This is a genomic window from Flavobacterium adhaerens (assembly GCF_040045115.1).
GTDB classification, from domain to species: Bacteria; Bacteroidota; Bacteroidia; order Flavobacteriales; family Flavobacteriaceae; genus Flavobacterium; species Flavobacterium adhaerens.
Window position 1 is genome coordinate 1 of record NZ_JBDLZX010000018.1, and the last position, 23438, is coordinate 23438.

Genomic DNA, 23438 nt, shown 5'->3' on the forward strand with positions numbered 1-23438 from the left:
TCTTTAGCAAAAGAAAAGATATAATGTACAGCCCGACCCAGAGGGACATGCCATAATTTGAATCGTAGATTGTTTATAGGATACGAATAAATTGAATAGATTTGTCCTTTTTAAATCCAATTTTGTTGTTTTGATGGAAAGCTGTTTGGGTGATTAATTTTAATGCAAAAAAGAAGCCCAAGACTTTCGTTTTGGGCTTTAATCTGAAAAAAAATATTATTTTCGGTTTCTTATTTTTCGGGCTAATAATGTGTTTTTTAATAGCATTGCAATTGTCATTGGGCCTACTCCTCCTGGAACGGGAGTGATAAATGATGATTTTTTACTGACTGCATCAAAATCAACATCTCCTTTGATTACATAGCCTTTTGCGTTCGATGAATCTTCTACTCGGGTAATTCCAACATCGATAATAACGACACCATCTTTTACCATATTTGCTTTTAGAAATTCTGGAACACCTAGAGCTGTAATAATGATATCAGCATTTTTAGTGTAATCTTCAAGATTTTTTGTGCGACTATGAGTTAAGGTTACTGTAGAATCTCCTGGGTATCCTTTGCGACTCATTAAAATACTCATTGGTCTTCCAACGATATGGCTTCTACCAATAACTACTGTGTGTTTTCCTGCTGTTTCTACTTTATAACGTTCTAGTAATTCCATAATACCAAACGGAGTAGCTGGTAAAAATGTTTCCATGTCTAAAGCCATTTTACCAAAATTGGCTGGATGAAAACCATCTACATCTTTATCAGGATCAATTGCCATAAGGATTTTTTCCTCATCGATATGTTTTGGCAATGGTAATTGGACAATATACCCGTCTAAATTATCATCGTCGTTTAATTCTTTGATTTTGGCTAATAATTCAGCTTCTGTAATGGTTTCAGGTAAAGCAACCAAAGTTGAGTCAAAACCAATTTGTTCGCATGAACGCACTTTACTTCCTACATAAGTTAAACTAGCTCCATTATTACCAACAATAACAGCGGCCAAGTGAGGAACTTTTTGTCCATTAGCTTTCATTTGTTGTACTTCGGCAGCAATTTCGCTTTTAATATCTTCGGATGTTTTTTTTCCGTCTAGTATTTGCATTTTAAAAAAGTTTAAAGTTTAAAGTTTAAATGTTTGAAAATTTAAAACTTTAGAAGTTAGTTGTATTTGCTTCAATTTCTATGAAAAATTTAAGGTTTAAAATCTCAATTTATTTGAAATTTTAAACCCTAAATAGATTTTGTTTATCTCATTCCAGGCATACCGCCTTTCATGTTGCCCATCATTTTCATTAAGTTTTTTCCGCCCGGTCCTTGCATCATTTTCATCATTTTGCTCATTTGGTCAAACTGTTTCATCAATTGGTTTACCTGTTCTACTTTTGTACCAGAACCTTTGGCAATTCTGGCTTTTCTTTTTACATCTATAATAGCAGGTTTGCTTCTTTCGATTGGTGTCATTGAGTGGATAATAGCTTCGATGTGTTTGAAAGCATCATCTTCAATTTCGATATCTTTCATGGCTTTTGAAGCTCCTGGAATCATTCCAACCAAGTCTTTCATATTACCCATTTTCTTTACTTGTTGTATTTGGGACAAGAAATCATCAAAACCAAATTCGTTTTTAGCGATTTTCTTTTGAATTTTACGAGCTTCTTCTTCATCATATTGTTCTTGCGCTCTTTCTACCAAAGAGACAACGTCACCCATCCCAAGGATACGTTCTGCCATACGATTTGGGTAGAAAATATCGATAGCTTCCATTTTTTCACCAGTCCCCACAAACTTAATTGGTTTGTTTACGACAGATTTAATGGAAATTGCAGCTCCTCCGCGTGTATCACCATCTAATTTGGTTAAAATAACTCCATCAAAATTTAAAATATCATTGAAGGCTTTGGCTGTGTTTACAGCATCTTGACCTGTCATAGAATCTACAACAAATAAAGTCTCTTGTGGCTGAATTGCTTTGTGGACTTTTTCTATTTCGTCCATCATTTCTTTGTCAACTGCCAAACGACCAGCTGTATCGACAATTACTACATTAAATCCATTTGCTTTAGCATGTTTGATAGCATTTTGAGCAATTTCGACTGGGTTTTTATTTTCGGGTTCAGAATATACTTCAACACCAATAGAATCTCCGACAACATATAATTGCTGAATAGCCGCTGGACGATAAATATCACAAGCAACTAAAAGGGGTTTTTTGTTCTTTTTGGTTTGAAGGAAGTTAGCCAATTTACCAGAGAAAGTTGTTTTACCTGACCCTTGTAAACCTGACATTAAAATAACCGATGGATTTCCAGAAAGATTAATTCCTGCAACATCACCACCCATCAATTCAGTAAGCTCATCTTTGACAAGTTTCACTAATAATTGCCCTGGTTGCAAGGTGGTTAATACATCTTGACCAATTGCTTTTTCTTTTACTTTGGTAGTAAAATCTTTGGCAATTTTAAAATTGACATCGGCATCTAATAAAGCACGGCGTACTTCTTTCAAAGTTTCGGCTACGTTTACTTCTGTAATTTTTCCGTGTCCTTTTAATATATGAAAGGCTTTGTCTAGTTTATCGCTTAAATTATCGAACATAATTGTTATATTTTTTGAAGTTGCAAATATAAGATAAACGTTTAAAGTTATAAAGTTTAGCCTCAAAGTTTTTGCCTATGTTTTACTTTTTTTGAAGTAAAATTTCTAGATTAAAAGCATAAAAAAAGAGGCTGTCTCATTTTTTTTTTGAGACAGCCTCTTTCTGTTTTTAGGATTTCATTTTATTTTTTCAAATATTGATCTAGAGGCAATAATATATTTTTAGAATTATTCATTTTGTCGGAAAGGGTTTGAGCTTCTTTAATCATGCTCATAGTTAAGTCACGTGTTGCGGAAATATTTTTTCTAGCGTTATTTTCTGGGCTTTGATCCATTTGTACAGATACTAATAATAGTGCCATGCCAGCTATTTTATTAGTTTTTACACCTTGTCCTCGTAAATACAACATGCCCAAGTTGCCAACTGCAAGACCATCGTTTTGCAAAATTGCTTTGCGATACCATTTATGAGCTTTTGCATAATCTATAGATGTACCGGTGCCGTTTTCGTAAAGTACTCCTAAATTGAATTGGGCATTTGAGTTTCCTTGTTCGGCAGCTTTATTATACCAAATAAGTGCTTCTTTTAGATTTTTAGGGACTCCCATTCCTTTTTCGTACATTAAAGCGACATTGTATTGTGAATCTATATGTCCTTCTTTTGCGGCAGCGAGAAATTTTTTATAAGCAAGAGGCATGTTGTTAGCTTCAATTGCAGCAATTCCAGCATCGAAATTTGCATTTTTTTTGGTTTGTGCATTAATAGTTCCCAAACAAGTAGCCAAGCACAAGCATAGTGTTAGAGAAATAGTTTTGAAAATTTTCATTTATAGTGGGGGTTAAATAGTACTTTTTTTTTAGTCGTGTGATAAATCAGCTAATAGTTTTCGTTCTCCAACAATCCACAGAATATCATCTTTTTCTAAGATAATATTTGATTCAGGATTTAAGATCCGATTTCCTCTCTTTTCTATTCCAACTACTAAGCCTTTTGTTTTTTCTCGAAGTTTAGACTCTTTGATACTTTTTCCTAGAAAGGTATGATTTTTAAGTTCAATTTGTCTTAAAACAATATCAGGTTCAATAACTTCAGGAGAAACATCCATTTCGTGTTGGTCAAGATATTTTTTAAATTCTTGTACTTGTGCATCAGTCCCGATAACGCATATTTCATCGCCTGGGAAAATACGCTCATTGGCATCAGGAATATGAATTGTAACATCTCCACGTTTGATTGAGACAATATTGATTCCCAAGTTTTCTCTAATTTGTAATTTTTTTAATGCTTCACCAGCGATATTCGATTCTGCTGCTATATCAAAAATAGCCATGTGTCCATCCCAAGGAGATAAATCGCTACGACTTCTTTTAGCACGGTCAAGTTCTCTATCGTTTAAGTTTGTCAAAAAATGATGTTCTATTTTGTGGTATTGTGCGTGTAATTTCTTTTGGAAAATCAAATAAAATACAACTGCAACAAATAAGGCGATTAAAGCAATTTTTGGAGAGAAAAAAATATTCAATAATAAACCAATAAAGAAAATAGATAATAGGGTGCGTACAAAAAATAGCATTGCTAATGGAGCTCGTGATTTACGATCTTGCATTAACTGTTCCATTTCGGCAGTAGCAACTCTTCGGAATGCGAGTGCCCATAGAAAAGGGGCAATAATACTTAAAGTTATCAAAGCTCCGATAGAGTTTCCTAAATGAAATTCGTTGACAAGAGGTAATAAAAAACGAGCTGAAAGTATGATGATGGCCAAAATAATTACAACCAATGCTATTACTTGAATCAAATAAGCGTTGATAACGGTTTGCCATAAACTAACGGTTCGTATGGCTTGTGTACTGGCAGAATAGCGTTCTATTCTTTTGGTTAATTTACGAGGTAATTTATTGGCTAAATATTCAGAAAATGGTAATGAATACTTAATCATAAATGGTGTAGTAAAGGCTGTTACTGCAGATACCGCAACAACTATTGGGTACAAATAAGAATTGGTTACTTTTAGTGTTACTCCCAAAGTGGCAATGATAAAAGAGAATTCTCCAATTTGTGATAAACTCATTCCAGTTCTAACAGAGTCTTTAAATGGTTGGCCTGAGAGTAAAGCTCCTAATGTAGAACTTATAGATTGCCCTAAAATGGTAACGACAGAAAGGATGACTACTGGCAAAGCGTGTTGGTACAAAATATCAGGGTTTATTAACATTCCAACAGATACAAAAAATACTGCACCAAATAAATCTTTTACAGGTTTTACTAAATGTTCTATATGTTCGGCTTGGGTAGTTTCGGCTATGATAGATCCCATGATGAAAGCGCCTAATGCAGGAGAAAAACCTGCATTTGCTGCAAAAATAACCATTGTCAAACACAAGGCTATCGAAAGGATTAGAAGCATTTCGTCTGTTAGTAAATGTTTGGTTTTTTTGAGTATTGTTGGAATTATAAAAATTCCACCCAAAAACCAAAGTACCAAGAAAAAAATTAGTTTTAGAACGGATAATATAAGACTACCTCCTGAAATCTGATTGCTCACTGCAATTGTCGATAATAAAACCATCATCAAGATAGCAAGAATGTCTTGAACAATCAAAGAGCCTATTACTATCCCAGCAAATTTTTGTGTCTTGACTCCTAATTCGTCAAATGATTTTAAAATTATGGTTGTCGATGATATTGATAAAATAACTCCTAAGAAAATACTATCCATCGTTGGCCATTCCATCCATTGTCCAACAAGATAGCCTAAAAAACACATACTTACAATTTGAACTCCAGCGGTTATTGAAGCCGTACCACCCACTTTCATTAGCTTTTTAAAACTAAATTCTAGACCTAAACTAAATAATAAAAAGATGATTCCAATTTCGGCCCATACTTCTACACTTTTCATTTCTTTTACCGAAGGGAAAAAATCAAAATGATTTCCTGCCAAGAAACCAGCAATTAAATATCCTAAAACTAAAGGTTGTTTTAATTTTTTAAAGATTATAACTGCGATTCCAGCTGTCAAAAGGATTAAGCCTAAATCACTTATTAAAGGATCGAGATGTTGTGTTGTTTCTGTCATTACACTCATACAGTATTGTTTTTAGAAGTCTTTCAAGGAATGTTTTCTTATTAATTAATTTAACGTCATTTTCTAAGAATATACCGAATCAAACTTCTATTGGAGAATTATTGAGTTGGATATAAAAATAACACATTTTGGAGATGAAATGAAACTATAAGTGTGCTAAATTTAAAGTTTTCACTCTTTTTGTTCGTTTTTTTACAGAAGGAAAAATTGTTGATGAACAAAATAAAGCCAATTATGAGAATCTCTTCTTCATAATTGGCTTAATATTTATCAATTGCGAGTTATTAAATTATATCCCAATGAAATTACTAGGAGTGATTTGCAATAACTCAGCTTTAATTTCGTCTGAAACTTCTAATGTAGCAATGAAGTTATGAATCGCATTTTTATCAATAGCTTCATTGGTTCTTGTTAGACCTTTCAAGGCTTCATATGGGTTTGGATAGGCTTCACGACGTAAAATTGTTTGAATGGCTTCGGCTACAACCGCCCAGTTTTTCTCTAAATCTTCTTCAAATTTCGACTCGTTTAAAAGTAATTTGTTTAATCCTTTCAAAGTAGCTTCAAAAGAAATGATAGTGTGTCCCATAGGTACTCCAATGTTTCTTAACACCGTACTATCAGTCAAATCACGTTGCAGTCTAGATACCGGTAATTTTGCTGATAAATGCTCAAAAATGGCATTGGCAATTCCTAAGTTTCCTTCTGAGTTTTCAAAATCAATTGGGTTTACTTTATGTGGCATTGCCGATGAACCAATTTCTCCAGCTTTGATTTTTTGTTTGAAATATTCCATAGAAACATATGTCCAAATATCTCTATCCAAATCAATAATGATAGTATTGATTCTTTTCAAAGCATCAAAAAAAGCAGCAAAATGATCGTAATGTTCAATTTGAGTCGTAGGGAATGAATGATGTAATCCCAAATTAGTTTCAACGAATTGAGTTCCAAATTGTTTCCAGTCAATTTGTGGGTAGGCCACATGATGCGCATTATAATTTCCAGTTGCTCCACCAAACTTGGCTGCAAACGGGATATTGAACAACAAACGTATTTGTTCTTCTAGACGTTCTACAAAAACATTAATTTCTTTACCCAATCGAGTAGGCGAAGCAGGTTGTCCGTGTGTACGTGCAAGCATTGGGACATTGTCCCACTCTTGACTTAATTCTTTCAATTTGGCAATTAAACTCACAAGCGATGGCATATATACTTTTTCAAAAGCATCTTTTGTCGAAAGCGGAATTGCAGTGTTATTGATATCTTGCGATGTCAATCCAAAATGGATAAACTCTTTATATTCGGATAAACCTAATTTTTCAAAAGCATCTTTGATGAAATATTCAACAGCTTTTACGTCATGATTGGTTACTTTTTCGGTTTCTTTAATCCAAAGTGCATCTTCGGTAGAAAAGTTTTTATAGATGTTGCGTAAACTATCAAATAAATTAGGGTTTACATTTTTTAATTGTGGTAATGGGACTTCGCATAAAGCAATGAAATATTCGATTTCTATCAGTACACGATATTTAATTAATGCTTCTTCAGAGAAAAAAGGAGCTAGTGATACTGTTTTATTTCTATAACGACCATCGATTGGTGATATAGCATTCAATTCGTTTAGATTCGTCATTTTTTTATTTTTTTTCGAAAGGCACAAATATAAAGAGAATTTGTAGATTAAGAATGCTAATTTTCAAGTTAAAAGCATGTGGTTTGTTTAATTTTTTTTTTTTTTTTTGAAATAGAACTCATTAAATATTGTAGTCAATCGATTTGCTAAACTTTTTTAAGTTTTATTTAGGTTTAAAGCTCTTACGTTTAACTTCTTATTAATACTGTTAAAAAATGTATTGGGTTATCTTTGTAAGGTTGTAATTGATTTTCAATTAATTTGTAAACCATGGGGAAAAATGTTTTAATAACAGGAGGTACCGGTTTTATAGGAAGGTATCTAACTGAAAAATTATTGGAAAAGGGTTATACAGTTTCAGTACTTAGCAGAAATAGTAAGGCAAATACCAGCAAAGTTTCCTATTATATTTGGGATGTTACTACACAAAAAATTGAGGAAGCTGCTATTCGAAATGCAGATTATATAGTTCATTTGGCTGGTGAACATATTACTGAGAAGCGCTGGTCGAAAAAAAGAAAAGAAGCCATCCGAAATAGCCGAATACAATCTACACAACTTATCTATGATACTTTAGTAAAACTCGATAAAAGGGTTGAAGCCTTTATATCGGCTTCTGGTATTGGGTATTATGGGGCATTAAATGGCGAAGGTATTTGTACCGAGAGTACATTGCCAGCCAATGATTTTGTGGGAACTGTTTGTCAAGATTGGGAAAATGCAGCCGATTTGATGACTGGTTTAGGTATTCGAACTGTAAAAGTTCGAACTGGTTTAGTGTTAGGCAAAGAGGGTGGGATTTTAAAAGAACTTAGACCAATCTTCAAAAGAGGATTTGGCTGTGTGTTAGGTTCAGGTAAGCAATATTTACCTTGGATTCACGTGCACGATTTATGTAGTATCTATATTGAGGCAATCGAAAATAAAAAAATGATTGGCCCTTATGATGCAACTATCAACGATAGTACAACTAATTTGATCTTTTCTAAAACTTTAGCAAGTTCTTTTGGGTATCCAATGTGGATGCCTAAAATTCCTGCTTTTTTAATTCAATTGGGCATGGGAGATCGAGCTTCTTTGCTTTTGACTGGTAGAAGAGTTTCATCGGATAAAATCAAGAAATTAGGTTTTAGATTTCAATACAGAAATTTGAAACAAGCCCTTAAAAATCTTAAATAATTAAAAATTTAATTCAAATCGCATTCGATTTGAGTGTTTACTTTTTTTGAAATTTTGGCAATTACCATATTTGGAATTTCGATATTAAAATCATCCGTAAGTAGTGTTAAATTCGATTTTATATGAATTCCGTCACGGGTCTTTTTTATCTTAGCATTTACTGTAATTATTTGTGATTTGCCATGAATGGTTATTTTTCCTTTTATCACAAAACTTTTTTCTGTTTCGGTAATGATTTTTAAGTCAAATTTTTCAATAGTTCCCTTAAAAGTAGCTTTGGGATAGCGGTCACTTTCCATATAATTACTGTTGAAATGATCTTTCATTAAATCTCGTTTGAATTGAAATTTTTTGATGGGTACGGTAAAAGTAATTTCGCTTTTATTTGGGATTAAGGTACAATGTACAGCGTTGTTTTTGGCTTCTACAGCTTCAAACATAGGAACAGATGCCTCGAAATAAATATACCCTTTGGTGGTGCTTAATTTGTTTTGAGCAAGTATAGGGTTGAGGATTAAAAATAGTACTAATAGAGTAAATTTTTTCATAATCGTTCTATTAATGGGTTGTACTTAAAGTTACAATTTTTTTAGGGGAAAAGTCTTAAAAAATAGCCAAAAAAATACCAGCAATAAGCTTTTGTTTACTGCTGGTATTGGTCATTTGAAAGTAAAAAAAGGACTAGTCTAAATTGATTTGGACATTGTATTTTTTTAGATTTTCGATTGTTTCTTTAGAGGTGTAATTGAAGACTTCTTCATGTAGATCTCGTTCTTTTTTTAATGCAATTTGTTTCAATGAATTGCAAAAACGTTTGATATCTTCAAAACTAGATAAAACTAACCCTGGTACAGGTACGCTTTTGCCTTCACTATCTTTGGCAACCATTGTAAAATAAGATGAATTACAATGCTTTTTATATCCAGTTTGAATGTTTTCTGCTTCTACTCGAATACCAACAACCATAGAGCTGTTTCCAACATAATTTACAGATGCCTTCATGGTTACAAGTTCGCCTACTTCAATTGGTTTCAAAAAATTCACTGTATCGACCGAGGCTGTTACGCAATAATTTCCTGAAAATTTTGATGCGCAAGCAAAAGCAATTTGGTCTAATAAAGATAAAATATATCCTCCATGAATTTTTCCGCTAAAATTGGTATGTGATGGTAGCATCAATACCGATATGCTAACATGTGATGAGTCAACTGTTTTGTAAATTTTGTCCATAGGTTTATTTTTGGTTAAAAGGGGACTTTTCTTTTTGAACGGTTTTTATAAAAAATCTGGTTTCTCCCCACCAGAAAAAAGTTCTGTGTTTTTCTACGTAAGTAAGTTTTACATATTGCCCTTGTAGATTTTGTAACTTATCAATTACTTCTTTGTCGCTGTCTAGAACAGAGAATTTAAAAATTTGTGCTCCAGATATTCCTTGGCTCAATTCTCCTTCCCAAGTTTTTATAATAACTCCTTTGTGGCTCATTCTAATTAATTCACCAGATCGAATGCCTTCGCTAACCGATATGTAATAGATAAAAGCAAAATAAATTGCAAATCCGATTGATACTAATACAATTATAAAAGCTAAAATTTTTCTCATTTTTACATTAATTTAAAAGTGAATTGTCATCTGTATCTGCTCTTTTCAAAATACTTTCGGGAAGTGCTTTTTTGGCTTTTGCTCCCATTTTTTTTAATTTTTCTACACTTGTAATCAAGTTTCCTTTTCCTTCTACAAGTTTGTTCATTGCTCCTTGGTATTCTAATTTGCTCTCGTCTATTTTTTTGCCAATTTTTATCAAATCGGCAACAAAACCTTCAAATTTATCATATAATGCTCCAGCTTGTCGGGCAATCTCAAAGGCGTTTTCTTGTTGCTTTTGATTGGTCCACATACTATCAATGGTTCGTAGTGTGGCCAACAAGGTTGATGGAGTTACAATTACAATGTTTTTCTCGAAAGCTTTGTTGTACAATGTAGGTTCTTCGTTTAAAGCTATTGCAAATGCGGGCTCCATTGGGATAAAAAGTAAAACAAAATCTGGACTTTCTATTTGATATAAATCCTGATAATTTTTATTTCCTAATTGTTCTACATGAAGTTTTATAGAATTGACGTGCTCTTTCAAAAAACGACTTCTGGCAATTTCGTCATCATCTTCATTGATAAATTTCTCGTAGGCAGTTAAGGATACTTTAGAATCGACAATCATTTTTTTACCGTCGGGTAAATTGATAACGACATCTGGAAAAACACGATTCCCAGCTTCGGTTGTAAAACTTTGCTGTACTTCGTATTCACGTCCTTTCTCCAAACCTGATTTTTCTAATACGCGCTCCAGTACCAATTCGCCCCAGTTTCCTTGCATTTTGCTATCGCCTTTTAGGGCTTTGGTCAAGTTTAGGGTTTCTTTGCTCATTTGAGCATTCATTTCGCTTAAGCCTTTTATTTGCTCACGCAAAGCGGCATTATTACCAATGCTTTCTTTGTGGGTATCTTCGACTTTTTTTTCAAAAAGCTGAATTTTGTCCTGTAATGGAGTCAGAATATTTTTTAAGTTTTCTTTGTTTTGCTCCGTGAATTTATTCGATTTTTCTTCCAGAATTTTATTGGCCAGATTTTCGAATTCTTTGGTGAACTTTTCCTGAAGTTTTTCTACTTCCTCTTTTTGTTCTTTGTTGCGTTCCCAAAGATTTTCAAAATCAACTTCTTTTTTGCTCAGTTGAATAGCTAGACTGTCTTTTTCGTTTCGGATATTTTCTTTTTCAGAATTGGCGAATTCTAACTGTTTTTCAAAGGTGTTTTTATCCAATAAAAATTGTTCCTTTTGTTGGCTTAATTGCGAATTGAAAGCAATTAACTTTTCTTCTAAACTAATTTTTTCTGATTGGAATCGAGCCGAAAAGATAAGTTTGCCAATAAAAATACCTATTGCAAGTGCAATTATAAAGACAACTAATAATGGAAGAATTGATGACATATAAAATTGTATTAAACGCCAAAAGTACGCATTAATACGTAGTACTTAATTCGTAAACTTAAAATTTCACGAATTATTAGAAATCTAATCGTAAAAAAAACATTTTTTAATTTTTTTTAAAAGTTTGACGCAACCTTTTCTATAATCGGTAATCTAGTAAGTATATAATAAAAAAAATATTAGAATTATGAAGAAGTTATTTGCAATCACATTATTAGTATTCGGTTTGTATTCTTGTACCGATTCGTTAAGTGATGTACCAGTTCAAGAGTGTGGAGATGTTAGAAATGTTGCCTATCAGAGTTTTGATTATTGTGGAAATTTAAAAACTACACCAACACAACCTGTTTATGTATTGATTGATTCTGAAGAGGAAATGGCCAAAGAATTGACTACTTGCGAATCGTTTACTGGAACATTGCCTGATTTTACAAAAGAAAGAATCCTAGCACTTTCGGCTGGACCAAAACCTACCACAGGATATTCTATAAAAATTCAATCTGTACTTGAAAACGATTGTCAGATTGCAATAGAGTATTTTGAGAAAGCGCCACAATCTGGTGATGTAGTGACTACCGAACCATTCTATCCAATAGATTATGTGGTGTTACCAAAATCAGACAAGCCTCTATTGTTTATTAAAGTTAATGAAATTGCAGATTACGTTATTGTTGGTAGTTACATAGAAGATGTTTCAGCTGCACAGTGTGTTGGTGAGTGTAATTTGTTTTTTAAAGTAGAAAATTATAAGGTATTACAGTATTTGGGTGTGAATAATTTTCCAGAAGAATTCAATAAAAAAAACTACAAAACGTTAGTGTATAAAGATGATTATGCAAGCTTTATTTCAAAAGTACCTACTGTTATAAAAGATTTAAAGGGGCAAACCAAAACCTTTGGAGAACCTACAGATCCAGCTGGTGGTGTGTATTTTGAATGGAGTCAAGCGGGTGTAGTAACCAAAATATTTTTGAAAAACACTTCTGAAGAATCTCAAGAGATTAGTGCTTTCAAAACTGAAATTGAGGCTAAAATTGCTGAATTGCGAACAAAATCGTAGCAAAAGATTTGGTGTTTTAAAATAAAAAACTGTAAAATAAACATAGCATCATTTTGTTTATAATGGAATGATGTTATGTATATTACCCCCTAATAGTTATGAAAAAACACATGAAATACCTGAAAATAAGAAGTTTAAATTTGATTTTTGTAAGTTTGCTTGCGTTTTCTTGTTCTCACGAAAATGAAAGTGCTAAGAGAAATTTCAAAAAGAATCTTATGGATAGTTGGGCTTGGAAAATTTTCATTTTTACTGATGAAGGAGAACTAGCGCCTGCTAAACCTAATCATAAGATAAAAAAAACGAACAAGTATTATTCGACAAATGAAATTTGGCACCACTACATAAGTGATGATTTGTTCTTAAAAAAATACGAAAAAGTCATCGAGAGGAAAGTTGAAAGGACAATTTTTGAAAAAATAAAACACAATAATTAGTAACCCAAACTCTTGAAAGAGCATTTAGATCAATATATAAGAAAATGTGTCAATAATGACCGAGAAGCCCAGCTGAAAATATATCAGTTGTTTTCTCCTATTCTTTATGGTCTTTGTCTTAAATACATGCGTAATGAAGATGATGCTAAAGATGTTTTTCAAGAAGCTTTTGTAATTGCTTTTCAAAAAATCGATCAATTTAAATTCGAAGGAAGTTTTGAAGGTTGGATTAAACGAATATTCATTAATAAATTATTAGAAACATTGCGAAATAAGAAAAAGGATGTTCTTTTTCTGGATGTTTTCGATACCGATATTATTGATGAACAAGAGATAGATTATGTTCCAATTAACCAAGATAAACTGTTATTGTATATTCAAGAATTGCCCGATCAATACAGAATGGTTTTTAATTTATTTGTCTTCGAAAAAATGAAACACAAAGAAATCGCCATAACGCTTGGGATAAGTGAGGGAACATCAAAATCAAATTTTAATAGGGCAAAAGGAATTTTAAAGAAAAAAATTTTGGCTGTAATTAATTCAAAAACAGCTTAAAAATAGTATAAAACCCTTTTGAAAAAGCATCATAAAGTAAATAATAATACGAATGAAAAATAAAGAAGCAAATTCTATTTTTTCTTCACTGGAGAACTACTCGAGTACTCCACCACCTGATTTGTGGGACAAAATAGAAGCTCAATTAGATAAACCCAAAAAGAAGAAACGCCCCCTTATTTGGTGGTGGGTTGCTGCTGGTTTTATGGCTGGGCTTTCTGTACCTACTCTTTGGTATGTAAGTACAAATCAGAATAATGTATTAGAATTAAATCAACAGAATGATTCTCAGGGCGTTGTTTTACAAAACGATTCGGATGCTAATTTTAAAGAACATAAAAAAATAAACGCAACCGAAAACAATGCTGCAAAAACAACAAATACTCAGGAACATAATGATGCTTTAATTCAGAATAAAAATGAAAACACTGCAAATACAAACGATGCAGTTGTTATAAATTCTAATAGGATCAATACTTTAACTAGTGATAAGGTTATTCGTAGATCAAAAAGAAATGGTTTTGTATCGAATAATAGTATTACAAATGGGTTGACCGAGATAGTCGCTAACGAACACACTTCGAGAAACACTAATAACGCAAAAGCTACAACAGCTAATCCTTATTTAGTAAATGAGAAAATAGCAACTACAACCTCCAAAGCCGTTACTCATGATAACAAAAATAATGTTGCCGTAATTGAAAAGCCAAAATCAGTAGTTGATACAGAATATATTAGACAATCGTTAGAAACTTCCAAAGCCATAACTTCCAATTTCGATAACACAAAGTCGAATGCTGATGCAACTATTCGCTCTAATAGTCTTAAAGATTCATTAAATCAAATCCAGAAAGAGGTTACGCAATTAGAAAATGTTTTGGCCGATTTGGATAAAAAAGATAAAATAAAGAAAAAATCGGATTCGGATGTTGTAGATAAATGGTCGCTACAAGTATTTGCTGGAGTAATGAATTCTGAAAATTATTCGAATGACAAGCTTCTTGGGAACACAGTTGGATCTAAACAATCTAGTGGCTATGGTTTTAAAACAAATTACAAACTGAATAAGAAATGGGCTTTGAGTTCAGGTTTCAAAATTAATGAACTAGGACAAACGATAGATGGAGTTGCCTATTATGAAAGAGGTGGTGTTACCAATAAAACATCAGGATTATTGCCAATAGAGTCCAATAATATGACCGCAAATAATTTATCTCAAAATAGTACTGTGGTTTTTGTTTCAACCAATCAAAATTATTTATTTGCTGCCGATTCTAAAGGGGCTACTGGTTATGAAACGGGCAATGTAACGCAGAATTTGAAATATTTTGAGATGCCGTTAGAAATTTCGTATGCCATAATGAGCAAAAAGAGAACCAATATCAGTATGAATACAGGAGGTTTTGTAGGTAAATTGATTTCGAATGATTTATTGCTAAATGGAAGCTCAATTGGCGAAAATAGCAATATTAACGAGTATGTTTATGGTACCTTATTGAGTAGTACTTTGCAATATGAGTTTTACAAAAAAACTAAATTTTTCATAGAACCAGGGATGAATTATTATATTAATCCATCCGAAAATCAATCTTTTAATCAATTCCAATGGATGTTTAATGTAGGGTTAAATTTCGCTTTTTAGTTTTAGGAGTGTTTATTCAGGTTTTTATTTGATTAATCGATGTAAATGTCAGATTCTTTCACATGAGTCTGGCATTTTTTATTAATAAAAAAGAGAAATATTGACTAGCTATTTTCAAAGTGTTTAAAACAAAAGTATCTTTGCCCATCAAAAATTTGCAAAAGAATGTCCCATCATCATTTTATACTCCACAAACCTTACGGATATTTGAGCCAATTTATTTATGAGTTGAAAAGAAAAAAAAGACTTTTGGGAGAATTATACGATTTCCCCGAAGGAACTATGGCTATTGGTCGATTAGATGAAGATTCGGAAGGTTTACTTTTATTAACAACTGATGGAATGATGAGCGAAATCATTCGAAGTAAAAAAGTCGAAAAAGAATATTATGTGCAAGTTGATGGAGTCATTACGCAAGAAGCTATAAATACATTAAAAGCAGGAGTCGAAATTGGTTTTAATGGCAGGAAATATAAAACCAAAAAATGCGATGCTAGACTCATTTCTGAGATTCCAGATTTTGGTCCTAGAGGAAAAAAAATCCGAGATGAACGTCACGGACCAACTTCCTGGGCCTCGATAATAATTAGTGAAGGGAAGTTTCGTCAGGTGCGCAAAATGACATCGGCTGTTGGTTTCCCAACATTGAGATTGGTGCGTGTCAGAATAGGGAATATTCACTTAAATGATTTAAAAGCTGGTGAAGTCAAAGAAGTTGAAAATTTCAATATCAATTCTAATATCAATGTTGAAAATAAAATCAATTAGTTTTTCAATCATTCAATTTTTCAATTTATAAAATGTTAAACATCGTTTTAGTAGAACCCGAAATCCCTAATAATACGGGAAATATTGGCCGTTTGTGCGTTGGTACCGAAAGCCGTTTACACCTCATTCATCCTTTTGGATTTGTGATTAATGATAAAAATCTAAAACGTTCTGGACTCGATTATTGGGTGCATTTGGATGTAACCGAATATCAAAATATTGAAGAATGGATTGCTCAAATTCCTGATAAATCAAGAGTTTTCCTGATGAGTTCTCATGCAACAAAATCTATTTATGAAAATGATTTTCAAGACGGAGATTGGTTGGTTTTTGGAAAAGAAAGTATAGGTTTGAGCAAAGAAGTTTTAGCCCGATTTGAAAACCATCTTACAATTCCGATGTCTAAATTGATTAGGAGTTTTAATATTGCCAATTCGGTTGCTTTTGTAGTGGGCGAAGCGAAGAGGCAAATTGCTCTCAAAAAAATGTAATTATTATACTGAAAATTTAGCCCTGATGGTAACGACATCCTTTTGTGGCGGGGTTCGCCATAAAAGATATAGTGGACAGCAGGATTAGCTCCTTAAAAAAGAAATTAAGAAATTATAAACCTCCCTTTTTCTGAATCAAAAACAATATGTTCGTCTTTGAATAAAGTATTGAAATTTCCTTTTTCGATTAAATTGCAAGGCTGATCTTGAACTACAGTTTCGGGAGTCATTATAATCATTTCGTCGCTGAGTTGTATGGCCATATCGATATCGTGAGTCGAAAATAGAATGCATTTTCCAGTTTCCTGAGTTAGTTTTTTTAAGAGTTTTAGTAGCGATACTTTATGCAATAAATCTAAGTGGGTGGTAGGTTCGTCTAGAATAATCAAGGGAGTGTCTTGTGCTAGAGCTCTTGCAATTAGCACAATTTGCAATTGACCGTCGCTGATTTCGTAATGTTTTTTGGAAGTTAAATGCTCGATTTGTGTCAATTCGATGGCAAGGTCAACTTTTGCAATATCGGCGTTGGTCAACTTACCAACCCAATTGGTATAAGGCTGTCGTCCCAAAGCCACTAGCTCGAAAACAGTCAGATTACTCGGGGGTAATTTCTCGGTTAGAACCACACTTAAATTTTGTGCAAGTTCTAGAGGTTGATGATTATTGATGTTTTTCGAATTCAATAAAATAGTTCCTTTCAGTGGTCTTTGAATTCCAGTTATGGTTCTCAAAAAGGTTGATTTTCCTATTCCATTGGCACCAATCAAGGCAATTAATTTTCCAGCTTGTAAGTTCAAGTTGAGGTTTTCGGCTATGGTCTTGGTTTCTTTTTTGGAAACGTAACCAATGCTTAAATCTTGGGTGGTGAGGATGTTGGTGTTCATATTTTATTTTGAATTACGAGTATTTTAAAAAAAAATCTGCGATAATCTGTGAAATCTGCGTGAAAATAAAAATTACTTAAATATTTTTTTTTCGAACCAACAGCCAAATCACCACTGGTGCTCCCAATATCGAAGTAATTGCATTAATAGGTAACGTAATTTCCATTCCTGGCATTTGGGAAACCACATCACAAACCAGCATAATTGCGGCCCCTAAAAACAAGGTACTCCAAAACAAAACCGTATGATTGCTGGTTTGAAAAACCAATTTGGCAATATGCGGAACAGCCAACCCAATAAATGCAATAGGTCCTGCATAAGCAGTGATACTTCCAGCCAAAATACTAGTGGCAAGAATAATAACCAGACGAGCTTTTTTAAAATTTAGCCCCATACTTTTGGCGTAATTTTCACCTAATAAAAGAGCATTGAGCGGTTTAATACTGAGGTAACTCAATAACAATCCCATGGTAACAGAAACAGATAAAAGCAGTATCGATGTCCAAGACAAATTTCCTAGATTTCCCATTGACCAAAAAGTAAATTTCTGCAATTGCTCGGCCGAACTAAAATAGGTGAGTACTCCCACAACTGCACTCGTAAAACTCCCAAACATCAATCCAACTATCAAAATAGCCATAGTATCTCGCAAACGTTGCGAAACCAATAAAACCAATAATAATACCGAAGTACTTCCTAAGGTAGAAGCCAAAACAATACCGTAAGGAGATAGTAAAATACCGCCTAAAAACGATGGAACAATACTCGCTCCCATTATGACAAAAGCAACTCCTAAACTGGCTCCCGAACTGAGTCCCAAAACATAAGGACCTGCAAGCGGATTCCGAAATAAAGTCTGCATCAACAATCCGCTAATCGAGAGTCCCATTCCTACTAAAACAGCCGTAATGGCTTTGGGTAAACGGTAATTGATAATGATATACTCCCAAGTGGTTTTGCTCGCTTGTCCTCCAGTTAGGCTATGATAAACTTCATTAAAGGGAATCTGAACAGAGCCACAACTGATGTTAAAAAAAAACAAGAAAACAAGTCCTGAAAAAAGGAATGAGAATAAGATTGTATTTCGTTTTGGATTGTTCAATTTATATTTTTTGAAAAGACCTAACAGGTTTTCAAAACCTGCTAGGTCTCGTTATTTGCATTTAATTTAATTTTTTAGCAAAAGTAAAATTATAATTCGGAAGTAATTCAGGATGAAAAATTTTGATATAATCTTTCAAAACCAAATCGGGTCGGGCTGGTGATAATTCATAAAAAATACCCCCTCCAGTTGCACCTAATTTACTTTCAAAAGAATACACATTTTTGTTGGTAAAAGCATCAAACTGACTGTAATGCGGATTGGCTTTTTCTAGCTCGGACAAAGATTTGAATGAACCTGAAGCAATCCAAAAATTAGCTGTTTTGGCTTTTTCCAATACGTTTTCAAAAGACAATCCAAGGCTCCCAGTACCTTCTAGGTTTTTCCAAAGATAATCCGCTTTGGCATCTTTCATGAATTTTGCCACCCAGCTACTGCCTTTGGCAACGTACCATTGGTCTTGATACATAGAACCGTATAAAACTGTAGCTGTAGGCTTTTTGTTGGTTACCAAAGCAACTGCGTTATTGTATTCCTTAACAATATTTTCGAATAAGGCATCGGCTTCTTTTTCTTTCCCAAATAAAGCTCCATATAGTTTAATCCATTCTGCTTTTCCAAGTGGAGATTGCTCCATCCAATCGGCCTGAATGAGAACTTTTAAACCACTTTTTTCAAGGTTGTCAATCATTGGATTGTTGTTGTCAATTCCAAATGCAACAATCAGATTTGGGGATAATTCGATAAGTTGTTCAATGTTGAGTTTTTCGTTTTCGCCTACGTTTTTAACTTTTTCAGCATCAATTAAAGTTCTTGTTTTTTCAGATGAAATATAATCAGTGTGCGGAAAACCAACTAACGATTTCTCAACACCTAACATTTCTAGGAAAGGAACATTGGTGGTCGAAGTCACGACTATAGACTGTAGCGGAATCTGAATTTCAGGATGTTTTTTTAGGCTGTCTGGAACAATTCCGTTTTTCTCTTTCAGAATATACGTGAAGTTTTTAATGGCATCCGGCCACGGATCGGAAACGGTTACCACAGTGTAACCATCCTGTTTGTGAATGGTCAGACTTTTAGAATATTGAATGCTGTTTTCAAAGGGAGCATCAGCTGTGATTTCGTGTTTTTCATTTTTTTTACATGCGATAAACGAAAAAAGAAAGGCGAATACGATTACTTTGTAGAAAGAAGATTTCATAAAATATATTTTTCAGTAGCAACAAAGGTATATCAATTTATAAATTCTGAATTAAATTTTTATATTTAAAAATCAGACAAACGTTATCTTTACCTTATGAATCCTATAAAAGTAAAACAGTGTTCAGTTTGCCAAAAGCCTTTTGATTGTGGCAACACAATAGAGGGAACAGCTTGTTGGTGCAATGATTTTCCACCTATTTTTAATCTGGATGATGCAACTGACTGTCTTTGTCCTGATTGTTTTAAAAAAGCATCTTCGGACAAAATAGACAAATTTGTTGCAACCATAACACCAGAAACAGCTATTGGCAATAAAGCCTCATTATTGCCCGAAACTACTCGGATTATAGAAGGAATCGATTATTATTTTGAAGATGGGAATTATGTGTTCAAGCCTTGGTTTCATCTCAAACGGGGCTATTGCTGTAAAAGCGATTGCAGGCATTGTCCTTATTGAAGGTTTAGTTAACATGAAACACAAATTTTATCAATTATCACAAACTGAATTTTAAAATCTGCTCAATCTGCTGAATTTGCGGGCAAAAAAAAAGTAAAAAAATGATATACCTAATCACAGGCGGAGAGCGTTCAGGGAAAAGCCAGTATGCCGAAAATCTAGCCAAAAAAATGACCGAAAACCCAATGTATGTGGCCACAGCCCGAAAGTGGGACGAAGATTTCCAAAAACGCATAGACCGCCACCAAAAAGATCGCAATGAAAGATGGACAAACATTGAAAAAGAAAAATTTTTATCCGAAATTAACTTCTCTGGCAAAGTTGCCGTGGTCGATTGTGTAACCCTTTGGCTGACCAACTTTTTTGTAGATAATCAAAACGATGTAGAGCTAAGCCTAGAACAAGCTAAAGCCGAATTCGATATCATTGCCCAACAAGAGAATACAACGATAATTATTATTACTAATGAAATCGGGATGGGCGTTCATGCCGAAACCCACATCGGTAGGAAATTTGTAGAATTACAAGGCTGGATGAACCAATACATTGCCCAAAAAGCCGATCAAGTAGTGCTGATGGTTTCCGGAATTCCTGTAAAAATAAAAGAATAGATTTTATAAATTTGGGCGTTATCCGCCGCGGCGGATCGAGCTATCCGCTGCATTTCCGATTTAAAAAAACAAGGCTTTTTAGCCGTAGTTTTTGTTAATCGGGAGATGCTGCTTCTATCCCTAACGCAAAATAGAGTATATAATGAATTTAGACGAAATCATACAATCCCGACGCGATACCCGTCATTTTACTCCCGATGAAGTGCCCGATGCCGTAATTCAGAAAGCCTTAATGGCTGGGCATCATGCGCCTTCCGTGGGTTTGACTGATGCGACCAGATATTATTTGATAAAATCCCCCGAAATTAAAAAGTCGGTAAAAGAATTGTTTTTGGCTTACAATCAAAAGGCAGAAAACTTGACTGATGACGAACTTCAAAAAGCACAATACCAAGCCTTGAAACTCGAAGCCATTGAGGAAGCACCACTCGGATTGGTAATTTGCTACGACCGTTCGGTGTTGAATCATTTCACAATTGGAACAGTGGGAAGTAATGAGGCGGTGAAATATAGTTCGGTTTGTGCAGCCCAGAATATTTGGCTTTCGTTGACCGAGCAAGGCTATTCGATGGGCTGGGTCTCGATTCTGAATTATTATCAGTTCAAACAACTTTTGGGATTGCCCGAAAACATTGAGCCTTTGGGGTATTTTTGTGTAGGTAAACCCACCACCAATTATGATAACCAACCGATGTTGCAACAACTCAATTGGAAACAAAAAAAGGAAAAACCTTTTGTGGAGGAAATTAAGGTTGCAAATGAAAGCATCACGGCTTTAAATCATAATAGTTCCTCTCCAGTTTCTAATTCTCAACTTTCTCAAGTTCCCCCTTCGGGGGTTAGGGGGCTTCTCCAACAAAAAATTGATAGTAAAACCAAACCGTTAGGTTCATTGGGTGTTTTAGAAAGTCTCGCCAAACAAATCGGAATCGTTTTCCAAACTTTGGAACCTAAAATCACCAACCCCAATCTGGTGGTTTTTGCAGGCGATCACGGAATTGCTAATCACGGTGTGAGTGCCTATCCGCAAGATGTAACTCGCCAAATGGTAAACAATTTTCTAGAAGGCGGCGCAGCAATTAATGTATTTTGCAAACAAAATAATATCGAATTAACGATTGTAGATGCGGGCGTGAATTATGATTTTCCACCGAATGCCAATTTGATTTCGGCTAAAATTGCCAAAGGAGCACAGTCATTTTTGCACGTTCCTGCTATGAGTGCAACCGAAATGGATTTGTGTTTAGCTAATGGTAGAGAAGTTGTAAACCAAATTTTTGAAAAAGGTTGTAATTGCATTGGTTTTGGCGAAATGGGAATTGGGAATACTTCGACCGCTTCGGTTTTGATGAGTATTTTGTTGGAATTGCCTATCGAAGATTGCGTAGGAAAAGGTACTGGTGTAGCAAACGAAAAACTGATTCAGAAGCAAAATATTCTCAAAAAAGCATTAGAAAACTATAAAGGGGCGGATGATTTAGAAAGTAAATTGGCGTATTTCGGAGGGTTCGAAATTATGCAGATCGTTGGCGGAATGCTTCAGGCCAAAGAAAATAATATGCTCATTTTGGTAGATGGATTTATTTGTTCGGTGGCGTTTTTAATAGCGTATAAAATGAATCCACAACTCAAAGAAAATGCGATATTTTGTCATTCCTCAGCCGAGCAGGGACATCAAAAAATTCTAGACTGTCTTGATGTTCGACCTTTGTTGCAATTGGATTTGCGATTGGGTGAGGGCACAGCTTGTGCTTTGGCATTTCCTATTATCCAATCGGCGGTTGCCTTTTTGAATGAAATGGCTAGTTTTGAATCAGCTGGGGTTAGTAAAGATAATTTAGGCTAAAGCCTTTTAGGAATTGATATTCTTTTCCTCCAGATGAATCTGGAGGCAATTCAAAATCTGGAGCAATTCAAATCAGGAGTCAATTCAAATCAGGAGCAATTTAAATCTGGAGGCAATTCAAATCTGGAGCAATTCAAATCAGGAGTCAATTCAAATCTGGAGGCAATTTAAATCTGGAGGCAATTCAAATCAGGAGCAATTTAAATCTGGAGCAATTCAAATCTGGAGCAATTCAAATCTGGAGCAATTCAAATCTGGAGCAATTCAAAATCTGGAGGCAATTTAAATCTGGAGCAATTTAAATCAGGAGTCAATTCAAATCAGGAGTCAATTCAAATCAGGAGCAATTTAAATCTGGAGCAATTCAAATCAGGAGTCAATTCAAATCTGGAGCAATTCAAATCTGGAGTCAATTCAAAATATGGAATTAATTAAAAAAAATGAATGAAATTTTCAATATATGTTTTATAAATTGTAAATGATTTTAGTGAATTGCCAATAGCTTTAGTGAATTGTAAATGATTTTAGTGAATTGTCAATAGCTTTAGTGAATTGCCAATAGCTTTAGTGAATTGTAAATGATTTTAGTGAATTGCCAATAGCTTTAGTGAATTACCAATAGTTTTAGTGAATTGCTAATAGCTTTAGTGAATTTTCAATAGCTTTAGTGAATTTTCAATAGCTTTAATGAATTGCCAATAGTTTTAGTGAATTGTCAATAGCTTTAGTGAATTGCCAATAGCTTTAGTGAATTGCCAATAGCTTTAGTGAATTGTCAATAGCTTTAGTGAATTGTCAATAGCTTTAGTGAATTGTCAATAGCTTTAGTGAATTGCTAATAGCTTTAGTGAATTTTCAATAGCTTTAGTGAATTTTCAATAGCTTTAATGAATTGCCAAT

22 protein-coding genes are annotated in these 23438 nt (G+C 33.9%); 10 read left to right on the top strand and 12 right to left on the bottom strand.

Annotated elements, in window-relative coordinates; genetic code table 11:
- Window positions 1-216: 216 nt before the first annotated feature.
- The 5 genes from ABEB18_RS16830 to purB all read right to left on the bottom strand — a co-directional run bounded on the left by ABEB18_RS16830 (window position 217) and on the right by purB (window position 7316).
- A complete protein-coding gene (locus ABEB18_RS16830; protein ID WP_348800508.1) occupies window positions 217-1098 on the bottom strand; it encodes a bifunctional 5,10-methylenetetrahydrofolate dehydrogenase/5,10-methenyltetrahydrofolate cyclohydrolase in 882 nt (293 codons plus the stop codon).
- Window positions 1099-1241: 143 nt separating this feature from the next.
- Window positions 1242-2591: a signal recognition particle protein gene (ffh, locus tag ABEB18_RS16835; protein WP_348800509.1), complete on the bottom strand. Its 1350-nt coding sequence runs from the start codon at window positions 2589-2591 to the stop codon at window positions 1242-1244.
- Between the two features lie 182 nt (window positions 2592-2773).
- Window positions 2774-3418: a tetratricopeptide repeat protein gene (locus ABEB18_RS16840; protein ID WP_348800510.1), complete on the bottom strand. Its 645-nt coding sequence runs from the start codon at window positions 3416-3418 to the stop codon at window positions 2774-2776.
- Between the two features lie 30 nt (window positions 3419-3448).
- Entirely contained in the window at window positions 3449-5680 is a 2232-nt protein-coding gene (locus ABEB18_RS16845) for a cation:proton antiporter domain-containing protein (RefSeq protein ID WP_348800511.1), read from the bottom strand.
- Window positions 5681-5969: 289 nt separating this feature from the next.
- On the bottom strand, window positions 5970-7316 hold the full coding sequence (gene purB / locus ABEB18_RS16850; protein WP_348800512.1) for an adenylosuccinate lyase: 1347 nt from the start codon (window positions 7314-7316) through the stop codon (window positions 5970-5972).
- Between the two features lie 270 nt (window positions 7317-7586).
- Between purB and ABEB18_RS16855 the strand changes: the two genes are divergently transcribed.
- Complete coding sequence (locus ABEB18_RS16855) at window positions 7587-8495, top strand: TIGR01777 family oxidoreductase (protein ID WP_348800513.1); 909 nt, start codon at window positions 7587-7589, stop codon at window positions 8493-8495.
- 8 nt (window positions 8496-8503) lie between these two features.
- Here ABEB18_RS16855 and ABEB18_RS16860 read toward each other — a convergent pair whose 3' ends face one another.
- The 4 genes from ABEB18_RS16860 to ABEB18_RS16875 form a co-directional block, all read right to left on the bottom strand.
- Window positions 8504-9043, bottom strand: coding sequence for a YceI family protein (locus tag ABEB18_RS16860; RefSeq protein WP_348800514.1), 540 nt, complete (start codon window positions 9041-9043; stop codon window positions 8504-8506).
- A gap of 133 nt (window positions 9044-9176) precedes the next feature.
- Entirely contained in the window at window positions 9177-9725 is a 549-nt protein-coding gene (locus ABEB18_RS16865; RefSeq protein WP_348800515.1) for an acyl-CoA thioesterase, read from the bottom strand.
- Window positions 9726-9729: 4 nt separating this feature from the next.
- A complete protein-coding gene (locus ABEB18_RS16870; protein WP_348800516.1) occupies window positions 9730-10095 on the bottom strand; it encodes a 6-phosphogluconate dehydrogenase in 366 nt (121 codons plus the stop codon).
- Window positions 10096-10102: 7 nt separating this feature from the next.
- Window positions 10103-11476 carry a DNA recombination protein RmuC gene (locus tag ABEB18_RS16875; protein ID WP_348800517.1) on the bottom strand — a complete coding sequence of 458 codons (1374 nt, stop codon included), beginning with the start codon at window positions 11474-11476 and terminating at the stop codon, window positions 10103-10105.
- 187 nt (window positions 11477-11663) lie between these two features.
- Here ABEB18_RS16875 and ABEB18_RS16880 point away from each other — a divergent pair, with 187 nt between their 5' ends.
- The 6 genes from ABEB18_RS16880 to ABEB18_RS16905 all read left to right on the top strand — a co-directional run bounded on the left by ABEB18_RS16880 (window position 11664) and on the right by ABEB18_RS16905 (window position 16432).
- A complete protein-coding gene (locus tag ABEB18_RS16880) occupies window positions 11664-12536 on the top strand; it encodes a protease complex subunit PrcB family protein (protein WP_348800518.1) in 873 nt (290 codons plus the stop codon).
- Between the two features lie 98 nt (window positions 12537-12634).
- Window positions 12635-12973 (top strand): hypothetical protein, encoded by a 339-nt coding sequence (locus ABEB18_RS16885; protein WP_348800519.1) that lies wholly within the window; start codon window positions 12635-12637, stop codon window positions 12971-12973.
- Window positions 12974-12985: 12 nt separating this feature from the next.
- A complete protein-coding gene (locus tag ABEB18_RS16890) occupies window positions 12986-13531 on the top strand; it encodes an RNA polymerase sigma factor (RefSeq protein ID WP_348800520.1) in 546 nt (181 codons plus the stop codon).
- Window positions 13532-13583: 52 nt separating this feature from the next.
- Window positions 13584-15173 carry an anti-sigma factor gene (locus ABEB18_RS16895; protein ID WP_348800521.1) on the top strand — a complete coding sequence of 530 codons (1590 nt, stop codon included), beginning with the start codon at window positions 13584-13586 and terminating at the stop codon, window positions 15171-15173.
- Between the two features lie 165 nt (window positions 15174-15338).
- The gene (locus tag ABEB18_RS16900) at window positions 15339-15941 is read left to right on the top strand and encodes a pseudouridine synthase (protein WP_348800522.1); all 603 of its coding nucleotides are present in this window, start codon (window positions 15339-15341) and stop codon (window positions 15939-15941) included.
- A gap of 32 nt (window positions 15942-15973) precedes the next feature.
- Complete coding sequence (locus ABEB18_RS16905; protein ID WP_348800523.1) at window positions 15974-16432, top strand: tRNA (cytidine(34)-2'-O)-methyltransferase; 459 nt, start codon at window positions 15974-15976, stop codon at window positions 16430-16432.
- A 104-nt stretch (window positions 16433-16536) separates the two neighbouring features.
- On the opposite strand, the gene ABEB18_RS16910 is transcribed toward ABEB18_RS16905, so the two are convergent.
- The 3 genes from ABEB18_RS16910 to ABEB18_RS16920 form a co-directional block, all read right to left on the bottom strand.
- Entirely contained in the window at window positions 16537-17316 is a 780-nt protein-coding gene (locus ABEB18_RS16910) for an ABC transporter ATP-binding protein (RefSeq protein WP_348800524.1), read from the bottom strand.
- A gap of 76 nt (window positions 17317-17392) precedes the next feature.
- The gene (locus ABEB18_RS16915) at window positions 17393-18418 is read right to left on the bottom strand and encodes an iron chelate uptake ABC transporter family permease subunit (protein ID WP_348800525.1); all 1026 of its coding nucleotides are present in this window, start codon (window positions 18416-18418) and stop codon (window positions 17393-17395) included.
- A 61-nt stretch (window positions 18419-18479) separates the two neighbouring features.
- The gene (locus ABEB18_RS16920; RefSeq protein WP_348800526.1) at window positions 18480-19622 is read right to left on the bottom strand and encodes an ABC transporter substrate-binding protein; all 1143 of its coding nucleotides are present in this window, start codon (window positions 19620-19622) and stop codon (window positions 18480-18482) included.
- A 96-nt stretch (window positions 19623-19718) separates the two neighbouring features.
- Between ABEB18_RS16920 and ABEB18_RS16925 the strand changes: the two genes are divergently transcribed.
- The 3 genes from ABEB18_RS16925 (at window position 19719) to cobT (ending at window position 22538) form a co-directional block, all read left to right on the top strand.
- Window positions 19719-20081 carry a DUF5522 domain-containing protein gene (locus tag ABEB18_RS16925; RefSeq protein ID WP_348800527.1) on the top strand — a complete coding sequence of 121 codons (363 nt, stop codon included), beginning with the start codon at window positions 19719-19721 and terminating at the stop codon, window positions 20079-20081.
- 101 nt (window positions 20082-20182) lie between these two features.
- Entirely contained in the window at window positions 20183-20692 is a 510-nt protein-coding gene (gene cobU / locus ABEB18_RS16930) for a bifunctional adenosylcobinamide kinase/adenosylcobinamide-phosphate guanylyltransferase (protein ID WP_348800529.1), read from the top strand.
- 142 nt (window positions 20693-20834) lie between these two features.
- Complete coding sequence (gene cobT / locus ABEB18_RS16935; protein ID WP_348800530.1) at window positions 20835-22538, top strand: nicotinate-nucleotide--dimethylbenzimidazole phosphoribosyltransferase; 1704 nt, start codon at window positions 20835-20837, stop codon at window positions 22536-22538.
- Window positions 22539-23438 lie beyond the last annotated feature (900 nt).